Genomic DNA, 24,279 nt, shown 5'->3' with positions numbered 1-24,279 from the left:
AAGCATAACAAGGGATATTTAAACGTTTGTATCAATGGGCACCTTTCTTGAAGATTCATTTTTAAATAAGGAGCCAAAGTTCGATATTATTAACCAGAATTAGAAATATTATTGAAGGTATTCCATGCACAAATCGTTCATCAATTCATTTTCGATACTTGCTCTGCTCATTTGCAGTTCCGTGCTCCTTTTAAGCTGTTCCAAAAGCGATGAGCAACGACAATTTGAAAATGAAGCGTTCAACCCGCCTTTTACGGGAATAACAGAAATGACTGTCCATGGAAAACCTACGGAAGGCGGGGAAAAGGATAGAAATGATTGGCGGGTCAGTCCCCATTTTGCAGGACTAATTACAATACAGACCCCAGCCTATCCCAATCCAGTACAATTCGATCAGAATTTCCGTATTGATATTGATCTCGGGTTTTCTATAGATACGGTAGAAAGGTTGTCCTTCTATGCAATTGACCCCAATGACCCAAAATTGGAACTACAACCAATTGATGAATTTATGAATTTAGCTAGTTTTGACTCTTACCTTTTAAACAGCGGGTATTTTGCCAATAATTCCGGCGTGTCTACATCCAACATCTATCGCATTCTCATTTATGACGGACGGGATAATTTAATCAGTTATGGCGATGTGCAAGTGGGTGGACAATGAGTTGTTAAATAGCTGAGCTCCTCCTATCTTTCCTTTTTGATTTGAATCTGAACAATTTTTGCATGGGTAAGCGAAAAATTACCGAATCCGAACAAAAAGTTCTTGAGAAACTCATATTCCCTGAGCGTTTCCAGGTAGTGCTCGAAGAAACAGGTCATCTTTATGGAGAGCTCCGCGATGACCTTATTAACCTGCTAAGCTATGGATTTATTGAAGCCTACGAACGAGACAATAATAAAATTGCGCTGACTGCTTTTTATGATGCCGACAACCTGCAGGATTTCACTTTTCGAGCAACCAGCAAGGGACTTTCTGAAATAAAATCCACCTGATACATGAAGTTCGAAACAATTGTGCGCGGTAAAAATATTGAATTAGAACTTCCCGATGACTCCTCTAAAGTTCTGTTTGATGATGAGGAGGCTCGTCCCTATCATTTCCAGCAAAAAAACGGGCGTTATCTGCTTCGTATGGGAACAAAATTATATAAGATCGATAATGTAGAGTATGACAAACATACCGTTACCTTCACCCTGAACGGACGCTGGTGTTCGGTCGAAGTTCGTGATGAACAGGATCTCCTGCTCGACCGGCTTGGATTTAAAACGGCAGCTGAGATCGGGGAAGGAGCACTTAATGCTCCCATGCCCGGTAAAATTCTTGAAATCCTGGTTAAAGAAGGAGATGAAGTAGAGTTGGGTCAACCCGTAGCGGTACTTGAAGCCATGAAGATGGAAAACGAATTAAAAGCCCCCATCAGCGGTGTAATAAGTACGATTGCTGCTGCAGAAGGGGATTCATTAGATAAAAATGCACTAATTTTAGAAATAGAAACAAGTGGATAAGTTTATTATAGAAGGACCTACCCCTCTTAAAGGAACAATACCTATAAGCGGTTCAAAAAATGCGGCACTTCCCCTGATGGCAGCGGCCATTTTGGGTAATTCTCCCACTACCATCAAAAATGTACCCAAGCTTCGCGACATCTATACTTTTAACAATGTCATTCGCGTCACGGGAACACATGTAAACTTTGATGAAGAGGAAAGTACGCTTACCATTGATCCGGCGAACCTGGCCCATCTGGAAGCCCCTTATGAGCTTGTTCGCAAAATGCGGGCATCATTTTACATGCTAGGGGCCCTACTGGGTAAATTTGGTCAGGCGAAAGTTTCTCTGCCGGGTGGCTGTGCATGGGGACCTCGCCCCGTCGATTTGCATTTGGAAGGTATGCGCAAGATGGGAGCCGATATAAAGCTGGATGAGGGCTATGTCATCGCGCGTGCCCCTAAAATGATGGAGGGCGGCACCTTTAAGCTGGAACCCAGCAGTGTAGGAGCTACTATAAATCTGGTTCTGGCTTCTGTATTGCGGGTGAAAGAATTTACGATTAAAAACGCAGCAAAAGAGCCCGATGTGGTACTACTCTGTAAGCGTTTGGTTGAAATGGGGGCAGACATCGAAGGCATTGGCACCAGTACGCTTACGGTGCGGGCCGTTGACAGCCTCGATGGGATTTCAACCCGGAATGCAGCCGATCGTATTGAAACAGGAACATTTATGATTGCTGCGGCTATGCATCCGGAATCGGAGGTCACGCTGACAAATGTAGACGTAGATGATCTCGGAGAGTTTCCGGATACTTTTCGCAAAGTCGGTGCTGAGGTAGAGATAGGAGAAGATTCGGTCTACGTTAAAGCCCCCGCGAAGCTAAGTCCTACTTCCATAAAAACAGAAATATATCCTGGCTTCCCTACAGATCTTCAGGCACAATGGGCGACTATGATGACCCAGGCAGAAGGCAAATCTTCGGTCACCGACACCATCTATTACGATCGTTTCAGTTATGTACCGGAAATTACTCGTTTGGGAGCGAATATGGAAGTAGAAGAAAATACAGTACATATTGAAGGAAAAACTCCTCTTAAAGGGGCATCAGTGATGAGCACCGATCTTCGTGCAAGTGTAAGTCTGGTCCTTGCTGGAATGGTCGCTGAAGGTAAAACCGATGTTTTGCGCATCTATCACCTCGACCGTGGCTATGAGGATCTAGAGGAAAAGCTTACCAATGTTGGAGCTAGAATCAGGAGAACCCAACAGGAGGAATAGTTATAAGGTTATATAGCTGATATGCGTAACCTGATATTTAAGAAATAGAGTTTCATAACCATGAGAACTCTTACCTATACCTATTTTTAATAGATTATTATCAAAGTGTCCAGTAAAGATTAATCCCTATTACAAATAGTCCATCGGATCAACGAATTCGATACGTGGAGAATCTTTAATTAAAGGACGTATAAAAGGAGAATGGCCGGCACCAAACATCATAAAAATGCGGTCACCCGGTTCGGCAATTTTCAACAAGTTAGCAAAAATGCGCAGGTTTCTTCGGTGGTAATCAGCTATCACATCCGCTCCGACATAAGAGCTGTCATCTGCCAATGATAATGACCGCACATAAGGTTCGTGATACTTCTTCACACTCTGTTCGGTGTTCATATATTGGTAAAGCTCAAGTAAAGTCCCGTTTTGCAACAAGCTGTCCTTTACTGTTATATGGTGACTGCTTTTATATGATTTGAAATATTCTAAAAATTCAGGCTCATGTTTCTTGGCAAACTCCATCATTTTACCCATCTCCATCGGTATATAATGATCCAGGGCATAAACGTGATCGTGACCGAATCGATCTGCCAACTTAAATCCGATTTGAAACTGTTCACTTCTCTTGGATACAAAATCACCGGTTGAAAAAGTGTCAATTTGTCTCTTACGAAACTCTTGGTATAAAGAATCAAAGGCAGACTGATGCTTCATTTGAACTTCCAGCGCTACTTTGTTGGGACTAAACTTAGCCAACGCATCACGAACCTCCTTCAGTTCTTTCTGCTTTTGCCTGGTAAGTACATCGGGGACGTCCATATTTATCGTATCCCTGCCTGGATTATCAAGGTGGGTAGTCCCTAAGAACATCACTTTAATAGGTTCTCGGTCTTGTGCCTGCATTGGAGATACAGAAATTGCGCGCAAGAGGATGAACAGTAGAGAGAGTTTCAAAATTAAATCAGTTTTCAAAACCATATCTATAATTTTACCATTTGAATATTCCATTTCGAATTGGCAATACATTAAGCCTACGAATACGAATTAATATTGTTATACGACTTATTTAAATTATAAAGGAAAGAAATAATATATAAGCGCTTCGTCTTAACAAATAATATAACATATCAGAGACGCAGCAGAACTACGTAACCAATAATAATTTAGGCGCACGCATAAAGCGAGTTAACCAAGAGGAAAAATAGAAAATATCCCTTCTTCGTATATTTTCCCTCCTACTACTTATTTTTAACATTTACAAAAGTGGCGGCTAACTTGTATATTATAGTGATGTCTATCTTATATTCAGATAATATTATTTAACTGCAGGTTTATTTGAAACCTTTGACAAATTCAGAAAAATTTTCAGCGCTTTTTAACACTTTTATTAAGTATTTGCTGTTGTCATTATGTGGTATGGTAGAGCGGATTACTTCTTTACTTACTGGTAAAGACAACCAGCAAACCCCCTTTCTGTCTGAATATCAAAGATCTACACCGACAAAATTTTTTCCTAACAGGAATTTTAATATAGCGGTTGATGGACCTCCGCTACGACTTATGAATATTGAGACTGTTTTATCTGTTATGATGATGCCTAATGCATATTTGATCAGGATTGAAAGTCCGGAGGACCACAGCTGCGTGAAAGAAGAATATTTCCATGAAGAACCAAATTATAATTCACGCTTCGGGCAAACAGACCCGAATAGCTCTGCTGGAAGATGGAGAGCTTGCCCAACTTTTTATAGAATCTGACGAAAACCAGCGAACGGTTGGGAATATTTACTTAGCAAGGGTACACAAGGTAATGAGCGGCATTCGTGCGGCTTTTATCGATATGGGTACCCCGAAAGACGCCTTTCTTCACTTCTCTGATGCCGGCGATCATCTGAAAGAATACGTTCAGATGCTGAATGACAAGGATGCCATCCACAAAAACGTCCGTGATGAGCTGAAGAAGACAGACTTTAATAAAATTTCCAACTACGAAAAGCAGAAATGGGCGGGCAGAATTTTGCGTCCCGGCCAACAGTTGCTTGTTCAAATCGTTAAGGAACCTATTGGATCTAAAGGTCCACGGGTTTCTACCGATATTACGGTAGCAGGACGTTTTCTCGTACTTATTCCCATGGGGGAATATATTGCGGTATCCCGAAAAATTAACAGCCGCAAAGAGCGCCGGCGCCTTAAGAAAGTGGTGGGCTCTATGGTCCCCGATGGATTTGGAGTAATTATTCGCACCGTAGCTAAAGGAAAAGACAAAGAGGAAATTGAAGAGGATATGCGTAATGTCCTCAAAAAATGGGAAGGCATTTTAGAACGGCTGGAGACTGCCAAGCCGCCCGCCCTGCTCTATAAAGATCTGGATATGACCGAGAGCCTGGTCCGTGATCTTTTTGCAAAACAGTATGATCGGGTACTTGTTGACGATCCCGAAATGCACAAAAAGATCAAATCGTATGTCAGTCAGGTTGCTCCTCAGATGATTCCGAATGTGGAGCTGTATAAGGGTCGGGAACACATTTTTGACTTTATGAAAATTGCTAAAGATGTAGACTCTATCTTTAGTCCCCGCGTGCGCATGCCTTCTGGTGGTTACTTGATTTTTGAACAGACGGAAGCGATGTATGTAGTGGATGTAAATTCAGGCCCATATGCCGCCAAAGAGAAACAGGAAGACAACTCTCTTAAGACGAATCTCGAGGCGGCCCGTGAAGTAGCAAAACAGCTCCGGCTGCGCGATATCGGGGGGATCATTGTCGTAGACTTTATTGATCTCCGAAGCGGTAAAAACCGTAAGAAGATATATGATGAACTGAAGAAAGAGTTCAAGAAAGATCCCGCAAAGACCAATGTGATCGGGATGAGCGACTTTGGGCTTGTTCAGATTACACGGCAGCGCATCCGACCCAGTGTGGTTAACTCAGTATCTAAAGTATGTCCCACTTGCGGAGGATCCGGGAGCGTAGTTACCCAGAATACTATTATCGCTGATCTCGATGCCTGGCTTAGCAAATTCCGAACTACAACCGACTATCGCGCCGTAGACATTTATATTAACCCCTATTTAAAATCATATCTCGAAAAGGGGTTCCTGAGCAAAAAGTGGAAATGGATGCTTCGTTACTGGCTTAAAATCTCACTTGTAGCAGATGATACTATTTCTCTCAATGAATACAAGGCGACTATTGCTGGCTCAGAAATTGACATTACTGATGCCGTAATGCAGGAAGAAAGTATTGATGATCTTATTGCTAATGCGGAAGATTCGGCTGCTCCTACAGGAAATAGAAGCCGAGCGGATTTGGATTACTATAAAAAGGGTAAAAACGGGCAAAAAAAGAAAGACACGCGTAAGCCACGTCCCAGCAGGTCGGGAAGTTCAAACTCGAAATACTATAAGAATTGAATCTGATTTTAACACCCTTTTTCACTGAAACTGCACGGAAGTATATACTATGAGCATAACAGATTTAAAAGCAACAACCGTTATAGGTATAATCCATAACGGAGAGGCGGCTATTGCCGGAGATGGACAAGCCACAATGGATAAAACCGTTATGAAGGCCACAGTCAACAAGGTTCGCCGCCTCTATGAAGGTAAAATTGCAGCCGGATTTGCCGGCTCTACAGCCGATGCCTTTACGCTGTTTGAAAAATACGAGGAAAAAATAAAGCAGTATAACGGAAACTTGGAACGCGCGGCAGTTGAGATGGCCAAAGAATGGCGTAACGACAAGTTTCTGCGGAAGCTCGAGGCTCTGCTAATTGTAATGGACAAAGAACGAGCACTTCTAATTTCAGGCCAGGGGGATGTTATAGAACCCGATGACAAAATACTTACGATTGGCAGTGGTGGCTCCTATGCCCTGGCTGCCGCGCGTGCCCTCAAAGAAAGTGCCCCGGAACTCTCGGCTCGTGAAATTGCCGAGCGATCATTACACATAGCAGCCGACATTTGTATTTATACGAATCATAATTTGAGCATTTTAGAAATTGAAGAGTAATGAGCACTATAAAGAAGACTATTAAGCATAAAAACCTAACACCCCGACAAATTGTAGCAGAACTGAATAAGTACATTGTCGGTCAGGATGAAGCCAAACGATCGGTTTCTATTGCACTAAGAAACCGGTGGCGACGAATGAATGCCGATGAGGAAATCAGAGACGAGATTTTGCCAAATAATATTCTTCTAATTGGCCCTACCGGTGTTGGTAAAACTGAAATTGCCCGCCGGCTGGCCAAACTGGCAGAAGCCCCGTTCATCAAGGTAGAAGCCAGTAAGTTTACGGAAGTCGGTTACGTTGGCCGTGATGTAGAGTCGATGATTCGTGACCTTACCGACATCGCTATTGATATGGTAAAAACAGAGATGCAGGAACGCGTAAAAGAAGAAGCAAAGGAAATTGTTGAAGAGCGTATTCTGGATATTTTAATCCCGCCGGTCAAACAGCCTTCCAACAATGCGTCACAGGCACAGAATAGTGAAAATTTTGATGCCGATCAGGCTTCGGATAAAGAGCTAAACCAACGTACGCGTGAGAAATTTCGCAAAAAATTACGAAGTGGAGAACTGGATGACCGGGAAGTAGAAATTGAAGTCCAAAAATCAAACCGATCTCCCATGATGCAGGTATTCGGCCCACAGGGCGGCATGGAAGAGATGGGAATTAACCTGCAGGATATGTTGGGCAATCTCGGTGGACAGCAGAAAACCAAGCGCACCGTTACCATTGAAGAAGCGCGGAAAATACTGCTCGATGAAGAGGCAGAAAAACTGATCGATCACGATTTGGCGGTACAGGAAGCCTTAAAACGCGTCCAAAAGCACGGTATCGTCTTTATTGACGAAATTGATAAAGTTGCTGAATCATCTGGTGATGGCAAAGGCGGCGGTGGACCTGATGTCAGCCGTCAGGGTGTTCAACGTGATATGCTCCCGATTGTGGAAGGCAGCAATGTTTCTACCAAGCACGGTATGGTTAAAACGGATCATATTCTATTTATTGGTTCCGGAGCTTTCCACGTTTCCAAACCTTCGGATCTCATTCCTGAACTACAGGGACGGTTCCCTATTCGGGTAGAGCTTAATTCACTCACCGAAGAAGATTTCTTTGATATTCTTACCAAGCCAAAAAATGCATTGACCAAACAGTATCAGGCGATGTTAGCTTCAGAAGGCGTGGAAGTAGACTTTACTGAGGATGCCATAAAAGAAGTCGCATCTATAGCTGCAGAAGTAAATGAGCGCGTTGAAAATATAGGTGCGCGCCGGCTGCATACCATTCTTTCTTCCCTTCTGGATGAACTGTTATTCGCAATACCCGACGATATCAGCAGCGGCGATATCACTATTGATAAGGATTATGTGAATGAACAGCTGAATGATTTGGTTAAGGATAAAGATTTGAGCCATTATATACTGTAACGGTAATATTTAAGCCTTTTAGAACTTATTTTTAGCCTAAATTCAAGTGACATATTTTTTGGTGGATAATTTATTCCCAACTAATTACGTTACAGGGCGTAAAACTGATTAATAATAAAGCAATTATGAGCGTGAAAAAACTGTTGGCCCCAAATATCGCAGTTCTCTTAGCCCTTTCCATTTTCTGGTTTGCCGGCGTTGAATCTGTGATTCAAAATGGAGATGAAAACCAAACCAATATTAAAAAATTTGCGCAGACCCAGCAGCGTATTATTGATAACTATGTGGATCCGGTAGATATCACTAAACTATACAAGAATAGTATAAGAGGGCTCCTCTCCAACCTTACGGATTCCACTGCGGAGTTTTCAAATACCCCTCTTGATACGACCAATTTTGAAAACTTACAGATTGATGGGCTGGGAGAGTCAATTCAGCGTTTTGAAAAAGCCTACAACTATCTCGCAGAGAACTATCCCGATGAAAATTTGACGGCCCGAACCGAGGATGCTATAGAGAAAATGTTTAGTTCTCTCGATCCTCACTCAATCTATATAGAACCGGAAACAAGCGATGCAATAGAAGATGAATTTGCCGGTAAATTTCAGGGGGTAGGTATTCAGTTTAATATTATACAGGATACAATTACAGTTATTACAGCCATTTCCGGGGGACCCAGCGATCAATTGGGCATACAATCTGGCGACCGTATTGTAGAAATTGAGGACAGCAGTGCAATAGGTTTCAGCAATGAAGATGTTTTAAAAGCATTACGCGGGCCAAAGGGCACAAAAGTAGATGTTACTATAAAACGTCCTCATACCAGGGCTCTCCTTAACTTTACTATTACGCGTGATGATATCCCTCTTTATACTGTTGATACTTCCTATATGCTGGATAATCAAACAGGATATATTAAGATCAACAGGTTTGCAGCAACTACCCACGAGGAATTTATGGAGGCTGCAGAAGAACTTGAAGAACAGGGTATGGATCGCATGGTCTTAGACTTGCGGGGAAATCCCGGTGGATACCTGGGACAAGCTATTGCTATTTCTGAAGAGTTTTTTCCCCGGGGAACAAAAATTGTCTCCACTAAAAGCAGGCACAGTCGCTTTACCAGTGCCTATAACTCTCGTCGCGATGGAGAGTTTAAAGAACTGCCGATCATTGTTTTAGTTAATCAAGGTTCAGCTTCTGCAAGTGAAATTGTAAGTGGTGCTATCCAGGATCATGATCGGGGACTTATTGTAGGTCAGCGTACTTTTGGAAAAGGATTGGTTCAACAACAGTATGAACTGGCCGATTCAAGCAAAATACGTGTTACTATCTCAAAATATTACACTCCATCCGGCCGTTTGATCCAAAAACCTTATTCCAAGGAAGGCGGAGAAAATTATGCATATGAAATTTATCAGCGAGAGATTGATGCCGAAAGTGATGTAGAGGAATTCGTTTCGCATGTACCCGATTCATTACGATATACTACTGATGCAGGGCGAACAGTCTATGGAGGCGGGGGCATTGTACCTGATCATATTGTACAGGAAGACACAACCCACTCTGGTGCAGTGTTAAACTTTATGCGCCGCAAAAATATAGGTTTTGATTATGTGCGTGAATACCTCGACGATCATGGCGATGCTTTCCGATCGAAATGGGAAGATGATTATGAACGCTTCCGCAAGGAATTTGAGTGGTCAGAGGGCGACATTGCTCATGTCTTTAATGAGCTTAAGAAGAATAATATGGTGGTAAGCGACAGCGATACCCTTAAAGAACCAGACTTTAAATCCGATACCCTCTATATCCCACAAGGACATTGGGAGGAAGTATCCTGGATGCCGGCAGGTGTTATGAAAGCCCGACTGGCACTACAGGTGTGGGGTATGAAAAAATACTTCCCCGTTTTAAATGATGTCTTTGACAATACCATTGAAGAATCCATGAATATGTGGAATGAAGTACAGGCACTTAGGGAGTACGCCGCAAACCATACCCAGGAAGCTAATTCCGCAATCGATTAAAAAGTCTTTTTTTAAAAGCTTAAGATAACTAATATAAAAAGCCCGGCGGGATGCCGGGCTTTTATTTATCTCCCCTCTTCTAAGCAAAGTCTCTTAGCACTAAGTAACAAACTGACTCATAGTAGCCAGAGCAGCCGTTTCAGCGCGTAATCGGTAGGGACCCAGAGATACCAGCTTTGCCCCCTTTACAGTTGCCTTCTCGACCTCCTCCGGAGAGAATCCCCCTTCGGGTCCCACCAATAATAAATATTTATCTTTTGTATCCTTACTTATAGACCGAACTGATCGGTCTGTATCCGCCTTTTCATGAGCCATCAGACAATAAGCATCATAAAATTCATCCATTACTTCTTCCACTGAATAATGCATAGATATTGCGGGAAGATAGGTATGTAAACTCTGTTTCATTGCTGATATAGCAATGGCATTGAGGCGGTCCATCCGTACATTTTCCTTAATACCATGGTCACTCCGGAATAACGCTACATGCCAAGCCCCAAGCTCCACAGCCTTTTCTATAGCAAATTCCAAGCGATCACGCTTCTTGATGATCCCCATGCCTAATATAATTTTAGGTACCGGTTCATCAAATTGCTGATGTTCTTCTAACTCAATTTGCACAGATTTCTTCGTAATTCTTCGAATGGGTCCTTCATAACGACCTCCCTTTCCATCAACCACTATCAGGCGATCTCCTTCTCTCATACGCATCACCTTTGAGGCATGCTGGGCTTCCTGATCTAAAAGCTCAGCCATATCTCCGTGAATTTGCGAAGGAGGTGCATAAAAAATATTCATGTGCTTTCGCTTTTTTCTTTAAATGATTCTCCGGGTTTAAAGGCAGTACGGCCGGTCTTCAACATCATCCTGATATACGGGATACAAAGTCCACAGCCCGTACTGCATATTCCTTCATCCTGGAGTTTCTCAACGGTAGAAATATCGTGATTATGACAGTACTTATTGATATCGCTGAACTTTCGGCGGTGACATATACATTTATCAACAGTAGCCGATGACATTTTTAATCTTGTTTGAAGTGCTTACCTAATTTCAAATCCTGTCCCTGATAATTACTCTTAATATCCTTCCCGTAAATTGTTTCAGGAATCTCAGTATTAGGTTCAAATTTCATACTACAAAATGTCTGCCCGTCTTCAATTAAAAAAGGAACATCATGGGAACGTACTTCAAGCACCGCACGGGCTCCCTTATCTTCAATTCTTCCTCCAAAACCACTGTCAAAGAAACCAGCATAATGGGTTCGAAGTTCTCCCGACCCTGTGTCATAGGCAATCATTTCCGCAGCCAGGTGCTCGGGAATACGACAGCGTTCTTTGGAAGCAAAAATGTAAAAGGCCTCCGGTTCAAGAATAAGATGATCATCCTGCTGAGCATAAATCGGCTCCCAAAATTCAGGAACATTGTAGTAGTTGATATTATCCAAATCAATATAGTCTCGGTGCTTTTTTGCCTTATAACCGACAACCTGACCCTCATTACCATGTAGATTGACGCTCAGAAAGAGTCCTTCATTTACTTTTAAATCATCGACGGGTACTGGCTGGCCGTTTTCCTTAAAGAGCAAAGGATTAGAGCTATGAGTACGCAAAATATCCTGATCAGAAAGCACCGTGTAGCCATGACGCAGACGTAGTTGATTAAGGCGGTGTCCGGTCTTTACACGTATTGGAAACGACTTTGGTACGACCTCCAAGTAAAGCCCCCCTTTATAGCCAGATCTGATCTCTTCAAAACGATGAGAGTAATCCGTAATAACACGTGTAAACACGTCCAGACGTCCCGTCGTACTCTTGGGATTAGCTTTTGCAGCGAGATGTTCGCCCGAGACAATTCGATAACTGGTGTCTTCTTCAGAGCCGTCAAAAAGAGTTTTCTGTGGAGATATATGGGAAGGCAGATGTAATATTTCCAACAGAGGAATAATATAAACACTGTTAGGCTCTAATATGGCCCCATCTGTAATATCAACTTCGTATTGACTAAGCTTTTTTAACTTCTGGTCCACCGTTTCATCTTCCGGCAGAAAACTACAGCGAACACGATAGGCAATTTCTCCCAATCGAAGGTCGATCGAATTTGGCTGGAATTGATCATCCTGTATCGGATATCCTTCTTTGGAAGAAATAATACCCGCTTTGGATAAGATCCGGAGCTTCTGTATCGGAAGAATTCCTTTTGTTCGTAAATAAACTTCTTGTGTAGTGCTGCTCATCTTCTTATTACCCATCAAATTAGGAAGTTGTATGAGGACATTAACTTTTAGGACGGTGGAATATAGAATTCAGATCAGAGAAATCAGAATTTTAGCCAAAAATTTTAGATGTTTATCAAAAATAAAATTTAATCAAATAGTTTTATGGACATTCTTTTTTGGAGCGGCGGAAAAGATTCCTGGCTGGCCCTATATTTCTACAGACAGGAATATCCCGAAACCGATCTCCGGCTGTTGACTACCTATGAAAAGTCAACAAATGTTGTTCCCCATCAACAGATCGAAATATCACATATTCGCAAGCAGGCATCAAATCTCGGGCTATCCCTCATTATGGTACCGCTACCCACCAATTGTCCTAATGAAGTATATCTTAAAGAGATAGAACAAAAACTTGCTGAGCAGGATGAATCGGTTCGATATCTTATATTTGGAGATTGGCATTTACAAGATATTCGACAATGGCGCGAAAAAACGTTTGGAGAAATGGGGTATGAATGCATATTCCCAATTTGGGAAAAAAGTATTCATGATTTATTGCCGGTGCTTAAGCTCCAACCCGTTAAAGTTGAGATTAGTGCCGTTCAGGAAAAATATAAATCTCTAATCAAGGTAGGTGAAACTTTCAACCAATCCCTGGTTGTCCAACTTCGTCATCTTCCGGAAGAAATTGATCCGATGGGTGAAAATGGAGAGTTTCATACCAAAGTAATTTTCAAAGAACTGGATAAAAATGGTTGATTAATCGATACCGGCCCAACTCACTTATTACCAGTCACTTGAATAAACTCATAGCTGACAAAGGCAAATTTCTTACTATTAGGCGACCATGATGGAACATTAATCGTGCCCTGTCCGCCAAAAAGCTGAACAATCACCTCCGGTTTCCCTCCCTCCATAGACATCAGACGCAGTACCACCTCTTTAAATGGCGGGTGTCCCTCTACATTTGCATCGTACGAAAGGAAAACCATTTGTTCTCCATCAGGAGAAATATGTGGAAACCAGTCGGCATACTCTTCGTTATAGGTTATTTGCTCCACGCCGGAACCGTCCGGCCGCATGCGAAATATTTTCATTACACCGGTACGAACGGAATTAAAATAGATCCATTTTCCATCAGGGGTATATTCCGAACCATCATCCAAACCCGGGGCATCCGTGAGTTTTTTTTCCTCCCCTCCTTCAACCGGGATCGCATAAATATCAAATTCACCATCTCGTTCTGCCGGATAAACCAAGGTATCACTATCTGGGGACCAGCCATGCCAATAAGAAGGATAGTTGGGAGTTATCAGACGTGGTTGGCCACCTTCTGCAGGCATAACATATATTTTCGAACCCTCATTTTCAGGAGCATGACTGATTGCCAGCCATTTCCCATCCGGAGAAAAACCATGATCATTATTACAATTTGTAGCAAATCCGGTATCCAGTTCCTTTGGTTCTCCTCCCGTCACAGGCAAGGTATAAAGCTTTCCTTCACTGTTGAATAGAAAATAGCTACCATCAACCGACCAATTCGGCGCCTCAATATGTCCCCTGGTGCGATAAACAACCTTCCGCTCCTCAGTTTCGATGTTATAAGTTTCAAGCTTGCTTACTAACACACTGTCTGACTGGCCGAAGGATACTGCTTGTGCGCAGGAAAGAAGCGGAGATAATAAAATTGAAGCCAAAAATAGTAGCGTACTGGAAACAATAAATAGCAAAACCTTAGCCGTATAAGACATAAAAGACCCCCTTTAAATCTTAAGTTTATGTCATCTTATCAAACTTTGGTATCAATACCAAGAAATGGACCGCACCCGATCTCCAACTTCAATACGTTCAACAACATCCATTCCTTCTACTACTTTGCCAAAAAGAGTGTAGTTTCCATTAAGGTGGGGTTTCCAAAAATGCATCATAAAGTACTGACTTCCTTCGGTATCCTTCCCCGCGCTTGCAATACCTGCAGCCCCCCGCTCAAACTCCAGTTCCGATGCTTCCGTTGGAAGCACAAAATCGGGTCCTCCAAAGCCATCCTGTCGTTCGACATCTCCTCCCTGTATCACAAAATTAGGTACCACCCGATGAAAGGGTACACCATCATATGCTCCCGCACGACTAAGGCTGTCTATTGCAGATACGGTAGCCGGAGCTTTCAATGGATACAATTCAAGATCGAAAGTCCCCTTAACCGTTTGAAATCGCATCTTCGGATTTGCGCCCAATTCCCAAAGCCTTTCCCAATCCGGTTCCCGAAATTCTGGAGTGGCCTCTTCTGGAACCTCTACATCCCAGCCTGCCTCTGCAAAAGAGCGGTTTAGCGGGGCATACTTTAAAGCCGCAAGTGAATCGATTACCGGTCGCGCCTGCTCCTCAAAACGTTCTTTATACAAGATTCCCAACTGTTGTAGGGCCTCCACATCCTTAGGCAAAGTAAAGGCATCAGTTACCCTGTTAATTCGCTGGAAATCGTTCTCCTGAAACAGTTTTTCCCTTTCAAGAAGAGGACGAGCCATATAAACAATTCCCCGGTCGTTATAACTTAATGCGTTAAAAGTAATATCCCGAATTTGTCGGATTATTTCCTCCGATGGCTCTTCTACATTCTCTAAAAAAGTATTCAGGTCTTCAAGAGCGTACATCGTCGCGAGGGTGTCTTGTTGACCTACAAACCCCGACAGTCGATCAAGATACTCTTCTCCCGACTCGGTAGTTCTCCAAAGATCCAAAGCCTTGGGCAAGAGATAGGGATTCCCTTCAATAGACTGCTCCACTCCTTCCTGCCGTTCATTCGTAAAGCTTGTATCGATACGTCCAATAACTCTTACTCCCTCTAACCAAACACTCTTTGAGAGTCCGGATTCCTCCAGCATCGTACTACTGATATACCGGTACAGGTCATCATTTTGCTCAAGTTTATCTTCTATACTGCTTAGCACCCGGCTCTTAACATGTGGATTTGGATGCATGAGTAATATTCTTGCAGCCAGAGAGTTGCGACTGGTCATTTCAATTTTCTCAAGTGATGCCGCAAGCTCAAGAGCCAGAGATACTTCATGTTCGAGATCCTGTTCTCCATTGTAAAAATTAGTCAGCAGGTAGGTCGTTTCTTCCGGGAGCATTTTATTAACGTATTGATCCAGTGTGCGATCAATACCCATTCCCTGGGCCTGCCATCTTCCCTTCAGTGTATCTCGCGCAACGGGCTGAAGAGGTGTCTCAGCACCCCGGTACCACCCATACAAATAGGCCCGTCGTACTTTGTCACTATTGGTGTCAAATGCATTTTGCAGCAGATGGACCTGTTGATCCTCTGTAAGCTCAAAGCGCAGTATCAGCCGGCTCAATGCCAGTGCATAATGGTATTCTCCTGCAATATCAGTATCAAGGGCATCCAATAAAAAAGTAAAGCTTTCTTCATCGCCTTGCTGTCCCAAAAGCCGGGCGATTCCCGACCTCAACTCCGGTCGCTGCTCCCAAAGCTTCTCTAATTCTTTTAACTGATCTGAACCTACCTCATGTTTACTTAGTGCAAACCAGGCTACTTCTGAATTTTGTTGGACGGCTAACTCCAGATAGGGATCCAGGGAATCTACGGGAGTGGATGCAAATGCTCGCCAAGCCTGGGAACGAAGCGCATCATTGCTATGGGTTAGAAAGGGTTCTAACTTTTCTACATTTCGTTCGAAAACTCCGCTGTATAACTCTGGATAATTTTCTGTAATTACTTGCTCAGTAATAGGATTATCTCCTTCGTAAATACCTGAACTATCTGCAGCAAACTTTAACAATAAGAAAAGAATGAGTACTAACCCCCCAATAAGAAACCATACCCGAAGCCTAATATATCGCATAAAAAATTATTAATTGATGTGTATTAGAGGATATAATATCCCGTATTATTCCAATGATTCTTAAATAGAAAGCTTCTTTTGGGAATCTATATCTATCTTTGTTTCATCCTTCTTTTTATCGACAGTAGTCAATCTCCCATTTTTTTCTTTTATAGCTTCATGGAGTTGCGAATCTTTAACCCAAGCACGTCCCCCGTCGTGCTGAAAACGCTTGGTATTTTTAAACATAAAAGCCTGTTCGTGCAGATCTGGTAGTTTTTTAGACATTGGTTGTTAGATGTTAAGATGGCAAAGATAATTTGTTAAGAGGACAACTTACCATTTTTGTTTCTTATGTTCATCTGAATTTTGACTTTGCTTTGAGCGATGAAACGCTTATATTTGGAGTCTCTTGCAAAAAGAATATTTAATAACGATAAATAACCAATTAGATGTACGCAGTTGTAGAAATAGGTGGGCATCAGTATCGCGTTTCCGAAGGCGATGTCCTGTTTGTAGATAAGCAAAGTGATGAAACAGATCAGGAACTTACTTTTGATCGTGTATTAATGATCAATAATGATGGTGAGGTTACAGTTGGGAAGCCTGCTGTTGAAGGAGCTACGGTAGAGGCCACCCTGCTCGATAATGTTAAGTCTGACAAAGTCATTGTTTTTAAGAAAAAGCGACGTAAAGGATATCGCGTTAAACGTGGCCACCGGCAGCCGATGTCTCAAATAGAAATTAATGCTATTTCTATTTCCGGAAATACTGCTAAAAAGACTGAAAAGAAATCGGCTGATCAATCTGATTCTGATGATTCCGTTCAAACATCTACTGATATGAATGCGAAAGAAGCAATTTCACATATCAAAAACACTCCTCTTGATGAACTCAAGGGTTTTGTAACGGATGATGAAGATCGAGTAACTGTTTTAGATGCATGGAATAGCAAGCAAGAAGAATAACTTAAGGCATAGATTTTAATCTGTTATGGCACATAAGAAAGGACAAGGTTCAACGAAAAACGGTCGTGATTCGATATCAAAGCGGCTTGGTGTAAAGAAGTATGGCGGAGAAGTCGTCAAAGCTGGTCATATCATTGTTCGTCAGCGGGGTACTAAGTTTCATCCCGGCGAAAATGTAGGTCGCGGAAAAGACGATACTCTTTTTGCTAAATCTGATGGGCAGGTAACATTCCGTGTTCGTGCAAATGGACGTAAATTTGTGAATGTGGAGCCTGTAGCTTAACATTTTTTTACTGTACTTTTAAAGCCTTGGTTTCTAACGAGACCAAGGCTTTTTTATATTTAGTTATATGGATAATATCACTCTAAAAAATCTCTCTGGACTTTCTGTCGGATCCGTTTACTGTATCGGCCGCAATTATGTAGCTCACGCCCACGAATTTAATAACGAAGTTCCGGACAAACCGCTTGTATTTTTAAAGCCGGCTTCCAGCATTACCTATGAAGGTCCAATCCAGCTTCCGAAAGAGAGTACCGATGTACATCACGAGGTGGAACTGGTTGTGGCCCTCGGAAAAGGTGGGAAAAATATTCCCCAAGAGGAAGCCCTCACCCATGTAGCAGGCTATACGGTAGGTATTGATATTACAGCCCGGGATATTCAGGCTCGTGCTAAAGAGAAGGGGCATCCATGGTCTGTTGCCAAGGGTTTTGAAACTTTTGCTCCTCTTGCTCCTTTTGTATTAGCTGAAGAAATAAATGACCCCAAGTCACTTGAACTCTCGCTAAAAGTAAACGATGAGTTAAGGCAAAAGGATAGTACTAATTTAATGATTTTCTCAGTCAGTGATCTTATTAGCTATCTCTCTACAATTTTTCGTCTAAGACCCGGAGATCTACTTTTTACAGGTACCCCTAAAGGGGTCTCTCCCCTGCATCAAGGGGACCATATAGAAGCTGCGATCAGCCAACCTTCAGTTCAACTTAAAATGGAGGTTATATAAATAATCGTCATGAGACACTTTTTCTATCTCCTGCTGATAGCTGGATTATTTCCGATTGTTGTGGTCGCTCAGCCATTTTTAAATGACTCCTCCTCTGCCTTTGCCCCATCAGAAGCCCATTATCTTTGGCCTACCAACGCCAGCAGTCATCTTAGTTCAACATTTGCCGAAACACGATCACGACATTTTCATGCAGCTCTCGATATTAAAACTTGGGGTCGGCGTGGATATGACATCTATGCTACCAGGGATGGTACATTATATCGTATGGCTATTGGTCCCCGTGGTTATGGAAAGGTACTCTACTTAAAGCATGACGACGGATCGTTCTCCGTTTACGCACATTTAATGAGCTTTAACGACAAACTTCAACAGTACGCCGATTCACTCCGATTTGCTGAAGATTATATACCCTCCTTTGACCGTATTATTAAAGATGAAAACATCCGGATAGAACAGGGAGACCTTATTGCCTATTCAGGCGCTACGGGTATTGGTCCTCCCCATCTCCACTTTGAGCTGCGAACACCCAGCAATAAACCCTTCAACCCACTGCTGACTAATCTCAGTGTTCAGGATCATATTCCACCTCGTATCACAGGTCTTTCAGTAGAGCCACTTTCTCCCTATTCTATAGTTGAGGGGAACAAAAAAGTCTATACGCGCAGTCCAAAAGCTCAGAACGGGCGCTTTGACTTTGGAACAATAGAAGTAACTGGTCCCGTGGGGCTTGGCCTCAATGTATATGACCAGGCAGATAAAGTAACCAACGCCTATGCCGTATATGAATTATCCATGTCAGTGAATGGGCAGCAACGGTTTTATTCCCGCGTTGACAGCTTTTCTTACGATGAGACTAACCAAATGTTTATCGACCGCGTATATCCTCTGCTCCGACAATACGGGCAGGGATACCAGCGACTTTTTATAGCAGATGGCAATACCCTCCCTTTTTACAAAACAGATGGAAAACAGGGAAAGCTGAACTTACCTCCGGGCCGACATACTATAACAATCAAAGCGACGGACTTTTTCGGCAACGAAAGTGAGGCTACCGTAAATCTTATCGTGTATGAGCAGAAAGAACGAATTCCCGTAACACCTTATTCAAGATTTTCCCTTAAGCAAAACTTTACCCCTTCTATTGAACGGTGGCAGTGGTTTAACAACTGGGTGAATATCCCTAAGAAAAGCTTTGGATCTATTACAACCGGTATTTGGGACTATAACAAAGTGAGCTCATACCAAAATTTTATTACTATTGATTTAGAATCACTGGATAATTTATTTATGAATATTCCGGGTATAGGACCAACAATATTTCATCGGATGATCCCAGCACAGAGTGGACTCATTACAGCCTTATCTCATGAAGCAATGGCCATTTTTCCGGAAGATAGTTTCCATGATACTGTCTCGGTTACGATGACCGCTCAACAGTTTAGAACAGACTCGGTAAAAGTTACGATTGGTCCGGAGGTTTATCCCCTCAAAAAGTCCTACCAGTTCCGTATAAAACGAGATTCAATGCTTACAGATACGTCTAAACTGGCATTTTATAAATATAATGACCGGTATGATACAAAGTATAGGATTACCACTCGCTTTACAGGCGACCATATTATTGGTGAAACTTCCAGTTTGGGGACTTTTGTTACCATGCGAGATAATACTCCGCCAACACTAAGGGGACCAGGCCTGACTCAACGCCCCGATGGACAATGGCTTATCTATATAGGGGCGCGGGATAACCTATCCGGCATTGATCACAAACGGACCAATATTACGGTAAATGGCCAGCGTGGACTTGCTGAGTATGAACCAGAAGAAAGGCGAATCCTCTATTATCACCCCGACTTTACTCCTTCCGCCTCAATGGATATTCAGATCGAGGTTTATGACCAAATGGGTAATAAAACGGAAAAGTATTTTCAGCTTTCCAGGTAGGATAGGGATAAATAATAAAGGGAAGCCTTCATTGCTCCCCTTTATGAAAATAATTTATCGACAAAAACTTAAATATAAGCTGTACAGCCTATTTCAACTTTGCAGTTTTTAGGCAGTGTTTTAACTGCTACGGTCTCCCGTGCAGGCGGTTCATTACTAAAGTAACGGCCATAAATTTCATTCACGGTAGTAAAGTTGTCCATATTATCCAGATAAATGCTGCACTTAACGACCTTCCCAAAATTTGATCCGGCCTCTTGCAGTACCGCCTCCAGATTTTCCATAATCTGTTCTGCCTGAGAAGCAACATCATCGCCTACAAATTCCATACTCTCAGGGTCCAAACCAATTTGGCCCGAACAATAAACAATATCATTATGCACTACCGCCTGGCTGTAGGGGCCGATGGCATCCGGGGCATCTGCAGTGTGAATTATCTTCTTCATAACGTCTTGGTCTTTTTTGATTTGGATTTATTTCTAAGCTTAATCAAAAAATCCTCCAAAAAGGCCGCAAATTTCTCAGGATGTTCCATCATAGGTGCATGCCCACATTTATCAATCCAGTGTAATTCGGCATTGGGTAACTTTTCCAAAAACATATCTGCAACTTCCGGTGGTGTTATCTCATCCTGTTTACCCCAGACCAGCAACACATCCTGAGTAATTTGCGGCAAATATTTTTCCATATTATAAGCATGGGTATCGCGTGTAATTGCAAGCAAACTGGTGAGCTTTGAGGGTGATTTTACAACGGCCATAATCTCCTCCATGGCTGCATCATCAATCAAATCTTCATAAAAAGTAAGATTAGCCTGTTTGCGGATAAAATTACGATCTTTTCTGCGTGGGAAAGTAGACCCAAAATCCATCTCGAGAAGTCCCGAACTGCCGGTAAGAACTAAAGCGGATACGTTATCAGGGTATTGGCGTGCGTAATCAAGTGCCAGGTGCCCTCCCATTGAGTTTCCCAAAAAGATAGGGTTCTCAACTTTAATCTCTTCACAGAAAGAATGTAACCATTCGGTAAGTCTGTTGATCGATATTTTACGGGCGCTGATCTCATAAATAGGAATTTTGGGAACAAAAATGTTATATCCCTGTATCTCTTTTAAGAGCGGATCATAGTTACTCAATCCACCGAACATGCCATGTAAAAAAACTAAATTTTGCGAATCTTGTTCGTCAGATGAAATATGCAAATATTCATAGCCGTTGCTTTCATATACCTCAAAGTCGCTGGTTCCAAACATACGTTGCCCTAATTCGATTAATTATATTATGAATACAGAGCTATAATATAATAATTTCTAATTGATTATATTGCAGAAAGGACGATATATGGTTACTTTTCCGTTTCAATTATAATGAGACCTTAATATAGAATACTCAGGAATCTTACTATCATGTTCATAAAAAAATTACCACACCTAGTTCTCACACTTCTTATAGGCGTTATTGTGGGCTGCGGAAGCTCAAACCCACTGGCCGATGAAGCACAATCTAATATCGAAAGCCAAAACTTTGAACAAGCACTTGCTGCTGCGGAAAAATCGATAGAACAAAATCCCAATGATCCGCTCGGTTACTATTATAAGGGAGTTGCTCTGGGAGAAATAGCTGCTGCGGAAAAATCGATAGAACAAAATCCCAATGATCCGCTCGGTTACTATTATAAGGGAGTTGCTCTGGGAGAAATAGCTGGTGCAGAAGAAGATCCGGCAGAAAGAGCCGAAACATATAAAAGGATGAATGAAGCTTTTGCTCAAGCTAAAGAAGTAGCCCAAAAAGCGGAGAATACTCCCGGCGAAATTGAGCGTATAGATGCGGTACGGAACGTCTTGTGGCAAACCGAACATAACCGGGCTATTGAATACGTTCAGGACGACAGCCTTAAAGGTACAGTGGAAAATCCTACCCTAGTATCAAAGCATCACCTGCAAAATGCCACTATTATCCAGCCGGATAGTGCTCTTTCCTGGAATGTTCTTTCTCAAGTTGCGGGGATGAATGAAGATTTTGAAGATGCGGCTAACGCCAAGGAACGTTATATCGAAATGGTTCCTGATACAACACTGGAGCCGAATGATTATATGCAGCTTGCGAGTTATTACTTTCAGCTGGAAGACGAAGAACAGGTAATTCAGGCCTTAGAAGCAGGTAATGAACAGTATCCGGAACATGAAGAAATCATAAGTAATCTGGCCGATGCTTATCAAAGAGCAGGAGAATCCGATCAAGCAATAGCAACGGTTGAGAAATTGGTGGAAAAGGATCCTGAAAATCCACAATACCGCTTAGTGCTGGGGACACAAATATATCAGCAGGCCTTGGTTCTTAACGATAGTCTATCATCAAATTCGGATCAAATATTTAAACTTGAAAAGAAACTTAGTGGGGCTAGTGACTCAGAAGCCAGTCAAATAAAACAGCAAATATCATCTCTTGAGCAGGAAAATGAACAGTTGAGAGCTCAAGTTGAGGAGTTAACAGATCGCGCTGAAAACGAATTACAGCAGGTTCTTGAGCAACGTCCTAATGATGCTTCTGCCTATAATACATTAGGAATTATCTATCAAAATAAAGCTAAAGCGGCTTTTGATAAGCGGAATAATACTGACGACAACGCTAAAGCTGCGGAATTTGATAAGCAGGGTAAAGAACTCCTTGAAGAGGCTATGGGATATTATGAGAAAGCCACAGAATTAGAACCAGATAACAAACAATATTGGCAGCGTTTGTTTAGCATCTATACTAATTTGGGTATGGATGAAAAAGCTCAGGAAGCGATGGAAAAAGCGGGAATGGAGTAAAATCATTAGCCATCAATTCCTATGATTAATTTTATCACCCGAATAGCAGGCCTTGTGCTTGCATTCGGGTTCTTTATTGGATGCTCTGTTTTACAAAATTCTTCAGAACAACAATCCGCAGAATCTCCCGATATACTCTCAGAACAAGAATTTGAAGAGTATCTTCGTGAGGTTGAAAAACAAATCAGTACCAATCCAACGGCTGATCTTTATTTACGTAAAGGAAACCTCCTTATCGAATGGGCTCAACTACAATCTGATCCTCAACAGCGTACAGAATTTTATCAGCAAGCTGACTTAGCGCTTACAAAATCAGATAGCCTTTCTGATACTTTAACCAACCGTGGTTTAGAGGATGAAATCAATCAGCTGCGTCAAGTGGTATGGAGTAGTGAGCATAATGAAGGAGTCCAATATTTACAGGATGCCCAGTCAAAGGATCAATATCGGCAAGCCGGGGAACATTTTACTAATGCCTCTGCCATTATGCCCGATAGCTCCTCCTCATATGAAATGGCTACCCGTGCTTTTTATAAGGCAAGCGAATCGCAAAGAGCCATAACCCTTCTTGAAGAAGCGCAATCACGCCTGCACCCCCCACCTGTTCAACTCCTGGAGTCTTTGGCTTTTCTGTATATGGAAACGGGAGAACCTCAAAAGGCTGCTCAAATCTACAACCGGGCACTCAGTCAGGTAACCTTTAGTTTTAATTTGATGCATGGCTTGGCCAATGCCTATATTGAATCAAAAGAGCATCAAAAGGCCGCTGATATTCTCCAAGAACTTGTTGAAAAACAGCCGAATACTGTCAGGTACCGAAAGCTGCTTGCTAAAGAGCTTTACCAAGGGGGAGAAAAACAGATACAAACTATAGTCGATAATGTACAAGAGAATCAAAGTCTGGATCAAAATAATTTTGTTCAAGCAGATTCTCTTTTTAATAGTGCTGAACAACAGTATAGCTACCTGATTGACAATCACAGTGAAGATATGGATTTGTATTTTGAGGCTGCTCAATTTTATCAAAATTCCGCTGCGTATTATCAGAAATTGCTACCTCATCTGAACAATCAGATGAGAAAAGAAATATCAGACACTATTAATAGATATTTGTCTACCTCACTTCCGCTGCTCGAAAAAATGGCCGAAGAAGAGCAGCCGCCACAACAAATTTGGCAACAGCTATATCAAACATACAGCTATCTGGGTATGGAGGAAGAAGCAATGAATGTAAAAGATAATCTTTAAACTATTTTT

24 protein-coding genes are annotated in these 24,279 nt (G+C 42.1%); 15 read left to right on the top strand and 9 right to left on the bottom strand.

Translation table 11 applies throughout. The features are described 5' to 3' along the window. Positions 1–124 precede the first annotated feature (124 nt). The 4 genes from ABEB05_RS00525 (at position 125) to murA (ending at position 2,773) form a co-directional block, all read left to right on the top strand. A complete protein-coding gene (locus ABEB05_RS00525) occupies positions 125–664 on the top strand; it encodes a hypothetical protein (protein ID WP_265786530.1) in 540 nt (179 codons plus the stop codon). 62 nt (positions 665–726) lie between these two features. After that, complete coding sequence (locus ABEB05_RS00520; RefSeq protein WP_265786528.1) at positions 727–996, top strand: hypothetical protein; 270 nt, start codon at positions 727–729, stop codon at positions 994–996. A 3-nt stretch (positions 997–999) separates the two neighbouring features. Beyond that, entirely contained in the window at positions 1,000–1,509 is a 510-nt protein-coding gene (locus tag ABEB05_RS00515) for an acyl-CoA carboxylase biotin carboxyl carrier protein subunit (protein ID WP_265786526.1), read from the top strand. Next, a complete protein-coding gene (gene murA, locus ABEB05_RS00510) occupies positions 1,502–2,773 on the top strand; it encodes a UDP-N-acetylglucosamine 1-carboxyvinyltransferase (RefSeq protein WP_265786524.1) in 1,272 nt (423 codons plus the stop codon). Before ABEB05_RS00515 ends, murA begins: the two co-directional genes overlap by 8 nt. 129 nt (positions 2,774–2,902) lie before the next feature. On the opposite strand, the gene ABEB05_RS00505 is transcribed toward murA, so the two are convergent. Continuing rightward, positions 2,903–3,724 carry a DUF5694 domain-containing protein gene (locus ABEB05_RS00505; RefSeq protein WP_265786523.1) on the bottom strand — a complete coding sequence of 274 codons (822 nt, stop codon included), beginning with the start codon at positions 3,722–3,724 and terminating at the stop codon, positions 2,903–2,905. A 709-nt stretch (positions 3,725–4,433) separates the two neighbouring features. Between ABEB05_RS00505 and ABEB05_RS00500 the strand changes: the two genes are divergently transcribed. The 4 genes from ABEB05_RS00500 to ABEB05_RS00485 all read left to right on the top strand — a co-directional run bounded on the left by ABEB05_RS00500 (position 4,434) and on the right by ABEB05_RS00485 (position 10,231). Continuing rightward, entirely contained in the window at positions 4,434–6,182 is a 1,749-nt protein-coding gene (locus ABEB05_RS00500; protein WP_265786521.1) for an Rne/Rng family ribonuclease, read from the top strand. A 49-nt stretch (positions 6,183–6,231) separates the two neighbouring features. Beyond that, positions 6,232–6,780: an ATP-dependent protease subunit HslV gene (gene hslV, locus ABEB05_RS00495; protein WP_265786519.1), complete on the top strand. Its 549-nt coding sequence runs from the start codon at positions 6,232–6,234 to the stop codon at positions 6,778–6,780. Next, positions 6,780–8,204, top strand: a complete 1,425-nt coding sequence (gene hslU, locus ABEB05_RS00490) for an ATP-dependent protease ATPase subunit HslU (protein ID WP_265786517.1) — start codon at positions 6,780–6,782, stop codon at positions 8,202–8,204. The genes hslV and hslU overlap by 1 nt, the downstream gene beginning before the upstream one ends. A 125-nt stretch (positions 8,205–8,329) precedes the next feature. Beyond that, positions 8,330–10,231 (top strand): S41 family peptidase, encoded by a 1,902-nt coding sequence (locus ABEB05_RS00485; RefSeq protein ID WP_265786515.1) that lies wholly within the window; start codon positions 8,330–8,332, stop codon positions 10,229–10,231. A gap of 99 nt (positions 10,232–10,330) precedes the next feature. Here the strand turns inward: ABEB05_RS00485 and ABEB05_RS00480 are convergent, their stop codons facing one another. Genes ABEB05_RS00480 through ABEB05_RS00470 form a run of 3 tightly spaced genes read right to left on the bottom strand, consistent with a single transcriptional unit; the run spans position 10,331 to position 12,482 of the window. Continuing rightward, complete coding sequence (locus tag ABEB05_RS00480; protein ID WP_265786513.1) at positions 10,331–11,029, bottom strand: RsmE family RNA methyltransferase; 699 nt, start codon at positions 11,027–11,029, stop codon at positions 10,331–10,333. Then, entirely contained in the window at positions 11,026–11,253 is a 228-nt protein-coding gene (locus ABEB05_RS00475) for a hypothetical protein (protein ID WP_265786511.1), read from the bottom strand. The genes ABEB05_RS00480 and ABEB05_RS00475 overlap by 4 nt, the downstream gene beginning before the upstream one ends. Before the next feature lie 2 nt (positions 11,254–11,255). Beyond that, positions 11,256–12,482 carry a 2'-deoxycytidine 5'-triphosphate deaminase gene (locus ABEB05_RS00470; protein WP_265786509.1) on the bottom strand — a complete coding sequence of 409 codons (1,227 nt, stop codon included), beginning with the start codon at positions 12,480–12,482 and terminating at the stop codon, positions 11,256–11,258. Between the two features lie 129 nt (positions 12,483–12,611). Here ABEB05_RS00470 and ABEB05_RS00465 point away from each other — a divergent pair, with 129 nt between their 5' ends. Beyond that, on the top strand, positions 12,612–13,208 hold the full coding sequence (locus ABEB05_RS00465; protein ID WP_265786508.1) for a Dph6-related ATP pyrophosphatase: 597 nt from the start codon (positions 12,612–12,614) through the stop codon (positions 13,206–13,208). 20 nt (positions 13,209–13,228) lie between these two features. Here the strand turns inward: ABEB05_RS00465 and ABEB05_RS00460 are convergent, their stop codons facing one another. The 3 genes from ABEB05_RS00460 to ABEB05_RS00450 are packed head-to-tail and all read right to left on the bottom strand — an operon-like array spanning position 13,229 to position 16,579. Further along, positions 13,229–14,200 (bottom strand): TolB family protein, encoded by a 972-nt coding sequence (locus tag ABEB05_RS00460; RefSeq protein WP_265786507.1) that lies wholly within the window; start codon positions 14,198–14,200, stop codon positions 13,229–13,231. 51 nt (positions 14,201–14,251) lie between these two features. After that, positions 14,252–16,312, bottom strand: a complete 2,061-nt coding sequence (locus ABEB05_RS00455; protein WP_265786506.1) for a peptidylprolyl isomerase — start codon at positions 16,310–16,312, stop codon at positions 14,252–14,254. Between the two features lie 60 nt (positions 16,313–16,372). Further along, entirely contained in the window at positions 16,373–16,579 is a 207-nt protein-coding gene (locus tag ABEB05_RS00450; RefSeq protein ID WP_265786505.1) for a hypothetical protein, read from the bottom strand. Positions 16,580–16,743: 164 nt separating this feature from the next. Between ABEB05_RS00450 and rplU the strand changes: the two genes are divergently transcribed. The 4 genes from rplU (at position 16,744) to ABEB05_RS00430 (ending at position 20,210) form a co-directional block, all read left to right on the top strand. Continuing rightward, positions 16,744–17,259, top strand: a complete 516-nt coding sequence (gene rplU, locus ABEB05_RS00445; protein ID WP_265786504.1) for a 50S ribosomal protein L21 — start codon at positions 16,744–16,746, stop codon at positions 17,257–17,259. Between the two features lie 25 nt (positions 17,260–17,284). Then, positions 17,285–17,542 carry a 50S ribosomal protein L27 gene (gene rpmA, locus ABEB05_RS00440; protein ID WP_265786502.1) on the top strand — a complete coding sequence of 86 codons (258 nt, stop codon included), beginning with the start codon at positions 17,285–17,287 and terminating at the stop codon, positions 17,540–17,542. A gap of 67 nt (positions 17,543–17,609) precedes the next feature. Beyond that, positions 17,610–18,263 (top strand): fumarylacetoacetate hydrolase family protein, encoded by a 654-nt coding sequence (locus ABEB05_RS00435; protein ID WP_265786500.1) that lies wholly within the window; start codon positions 17,610–17,612, stop codon positions 18,261–18,263. A gap of 9 nt (positions 18,264–18,272) precedes the next feature. Continuing rightward, positions 18,273–20,210 (top strand): M23 family metallopeptidase, encoded by a 1,938-nt coding sequence (locus tag ABEB05_RS00430; protein ID WP_265786498.1) that lies wholly within the window; start codon positions 18,273–18,275, stop codon positions 20,208–20,210. A 68-nt stretch (positions 20,211–20,278) separates the two neighbouring features. On the opposite strand, the gene ABEB05_RS00425 is transcribed toward ABEB05_RS00430, so the two are convergent. After that, on the bottom strand, positions 20,279–20,656 hold the full coding sequence (locus tag ABEB05_RS00425) for a RidA family protein (RefSeq protein ID WP_265786496.1): 378 nt from the start codon (positions 20,654–20,656) through the stop codon (positions 20,279–20,281). Then, entirely contained in the window at positions 20,653–21,462 is an 810-nt protein-coding gene (locus tag ABEB05_RS00420; RefSeq protein WP_265786494.1) for an alpha/beta fold hydrolase, read from the bottom strand. The genes ABEB05_RS00425 and ABEB05_RS00420 overlap by 4 nt, the downstream gene beginning before the upstream one ends. A gap of 153 nt (positions 21,463–21,615) precedes the next feature. Between ABEB05_RS00420 and ABEB05_RS00415 the strand changes: the two genes are divergently transcribed. Together ABEB05_RS00415 and ABEB05_RS00410 are read left to right on the top strand one after the other, a co-directional pair. Next, the gene (locus ABEB05_RS00415) at positions 21,616–23,022 is read left to right on the top strand and encodes a tetratricopeptide repeat protein (protein WP_265786492.1); all 1,407 of its coding nucleotides are present in this window, start codon (positions 21,616–21,618) and stop codon (positions 23,020–23,022) included. A 21-nt stretch (positions 23,023–23,043) separates the two neighbouring features. Continuing rightward, positions 23,044–24,270 carry a tetratricopeptide repeat protein gene (locus ABEB05_RS00410; RefSeq protein WP_265786490.1) on the top strand — a complete coding sequence of 409 codons (1,227 nt, stop codon included), beginning with the start codon at positions 23,044–23,046 and terminating at the stop codon, positions 24,268–24,270. The last annotated feature ends 9 nt before the right edge of the window (positions 24,271–24,279 follow it).

Source organism: Fodinibius salicampi (assembly GCF_039545095.1).
GTDB lineage: Bacteria > Bacteroidota > Rhodothermia > Balneolales > Balneolaceae > Fodinibius > Fodinibius salicampi.
This window is presented reverse-complemented; position numbering and strand designations above follow the sequence as displayed.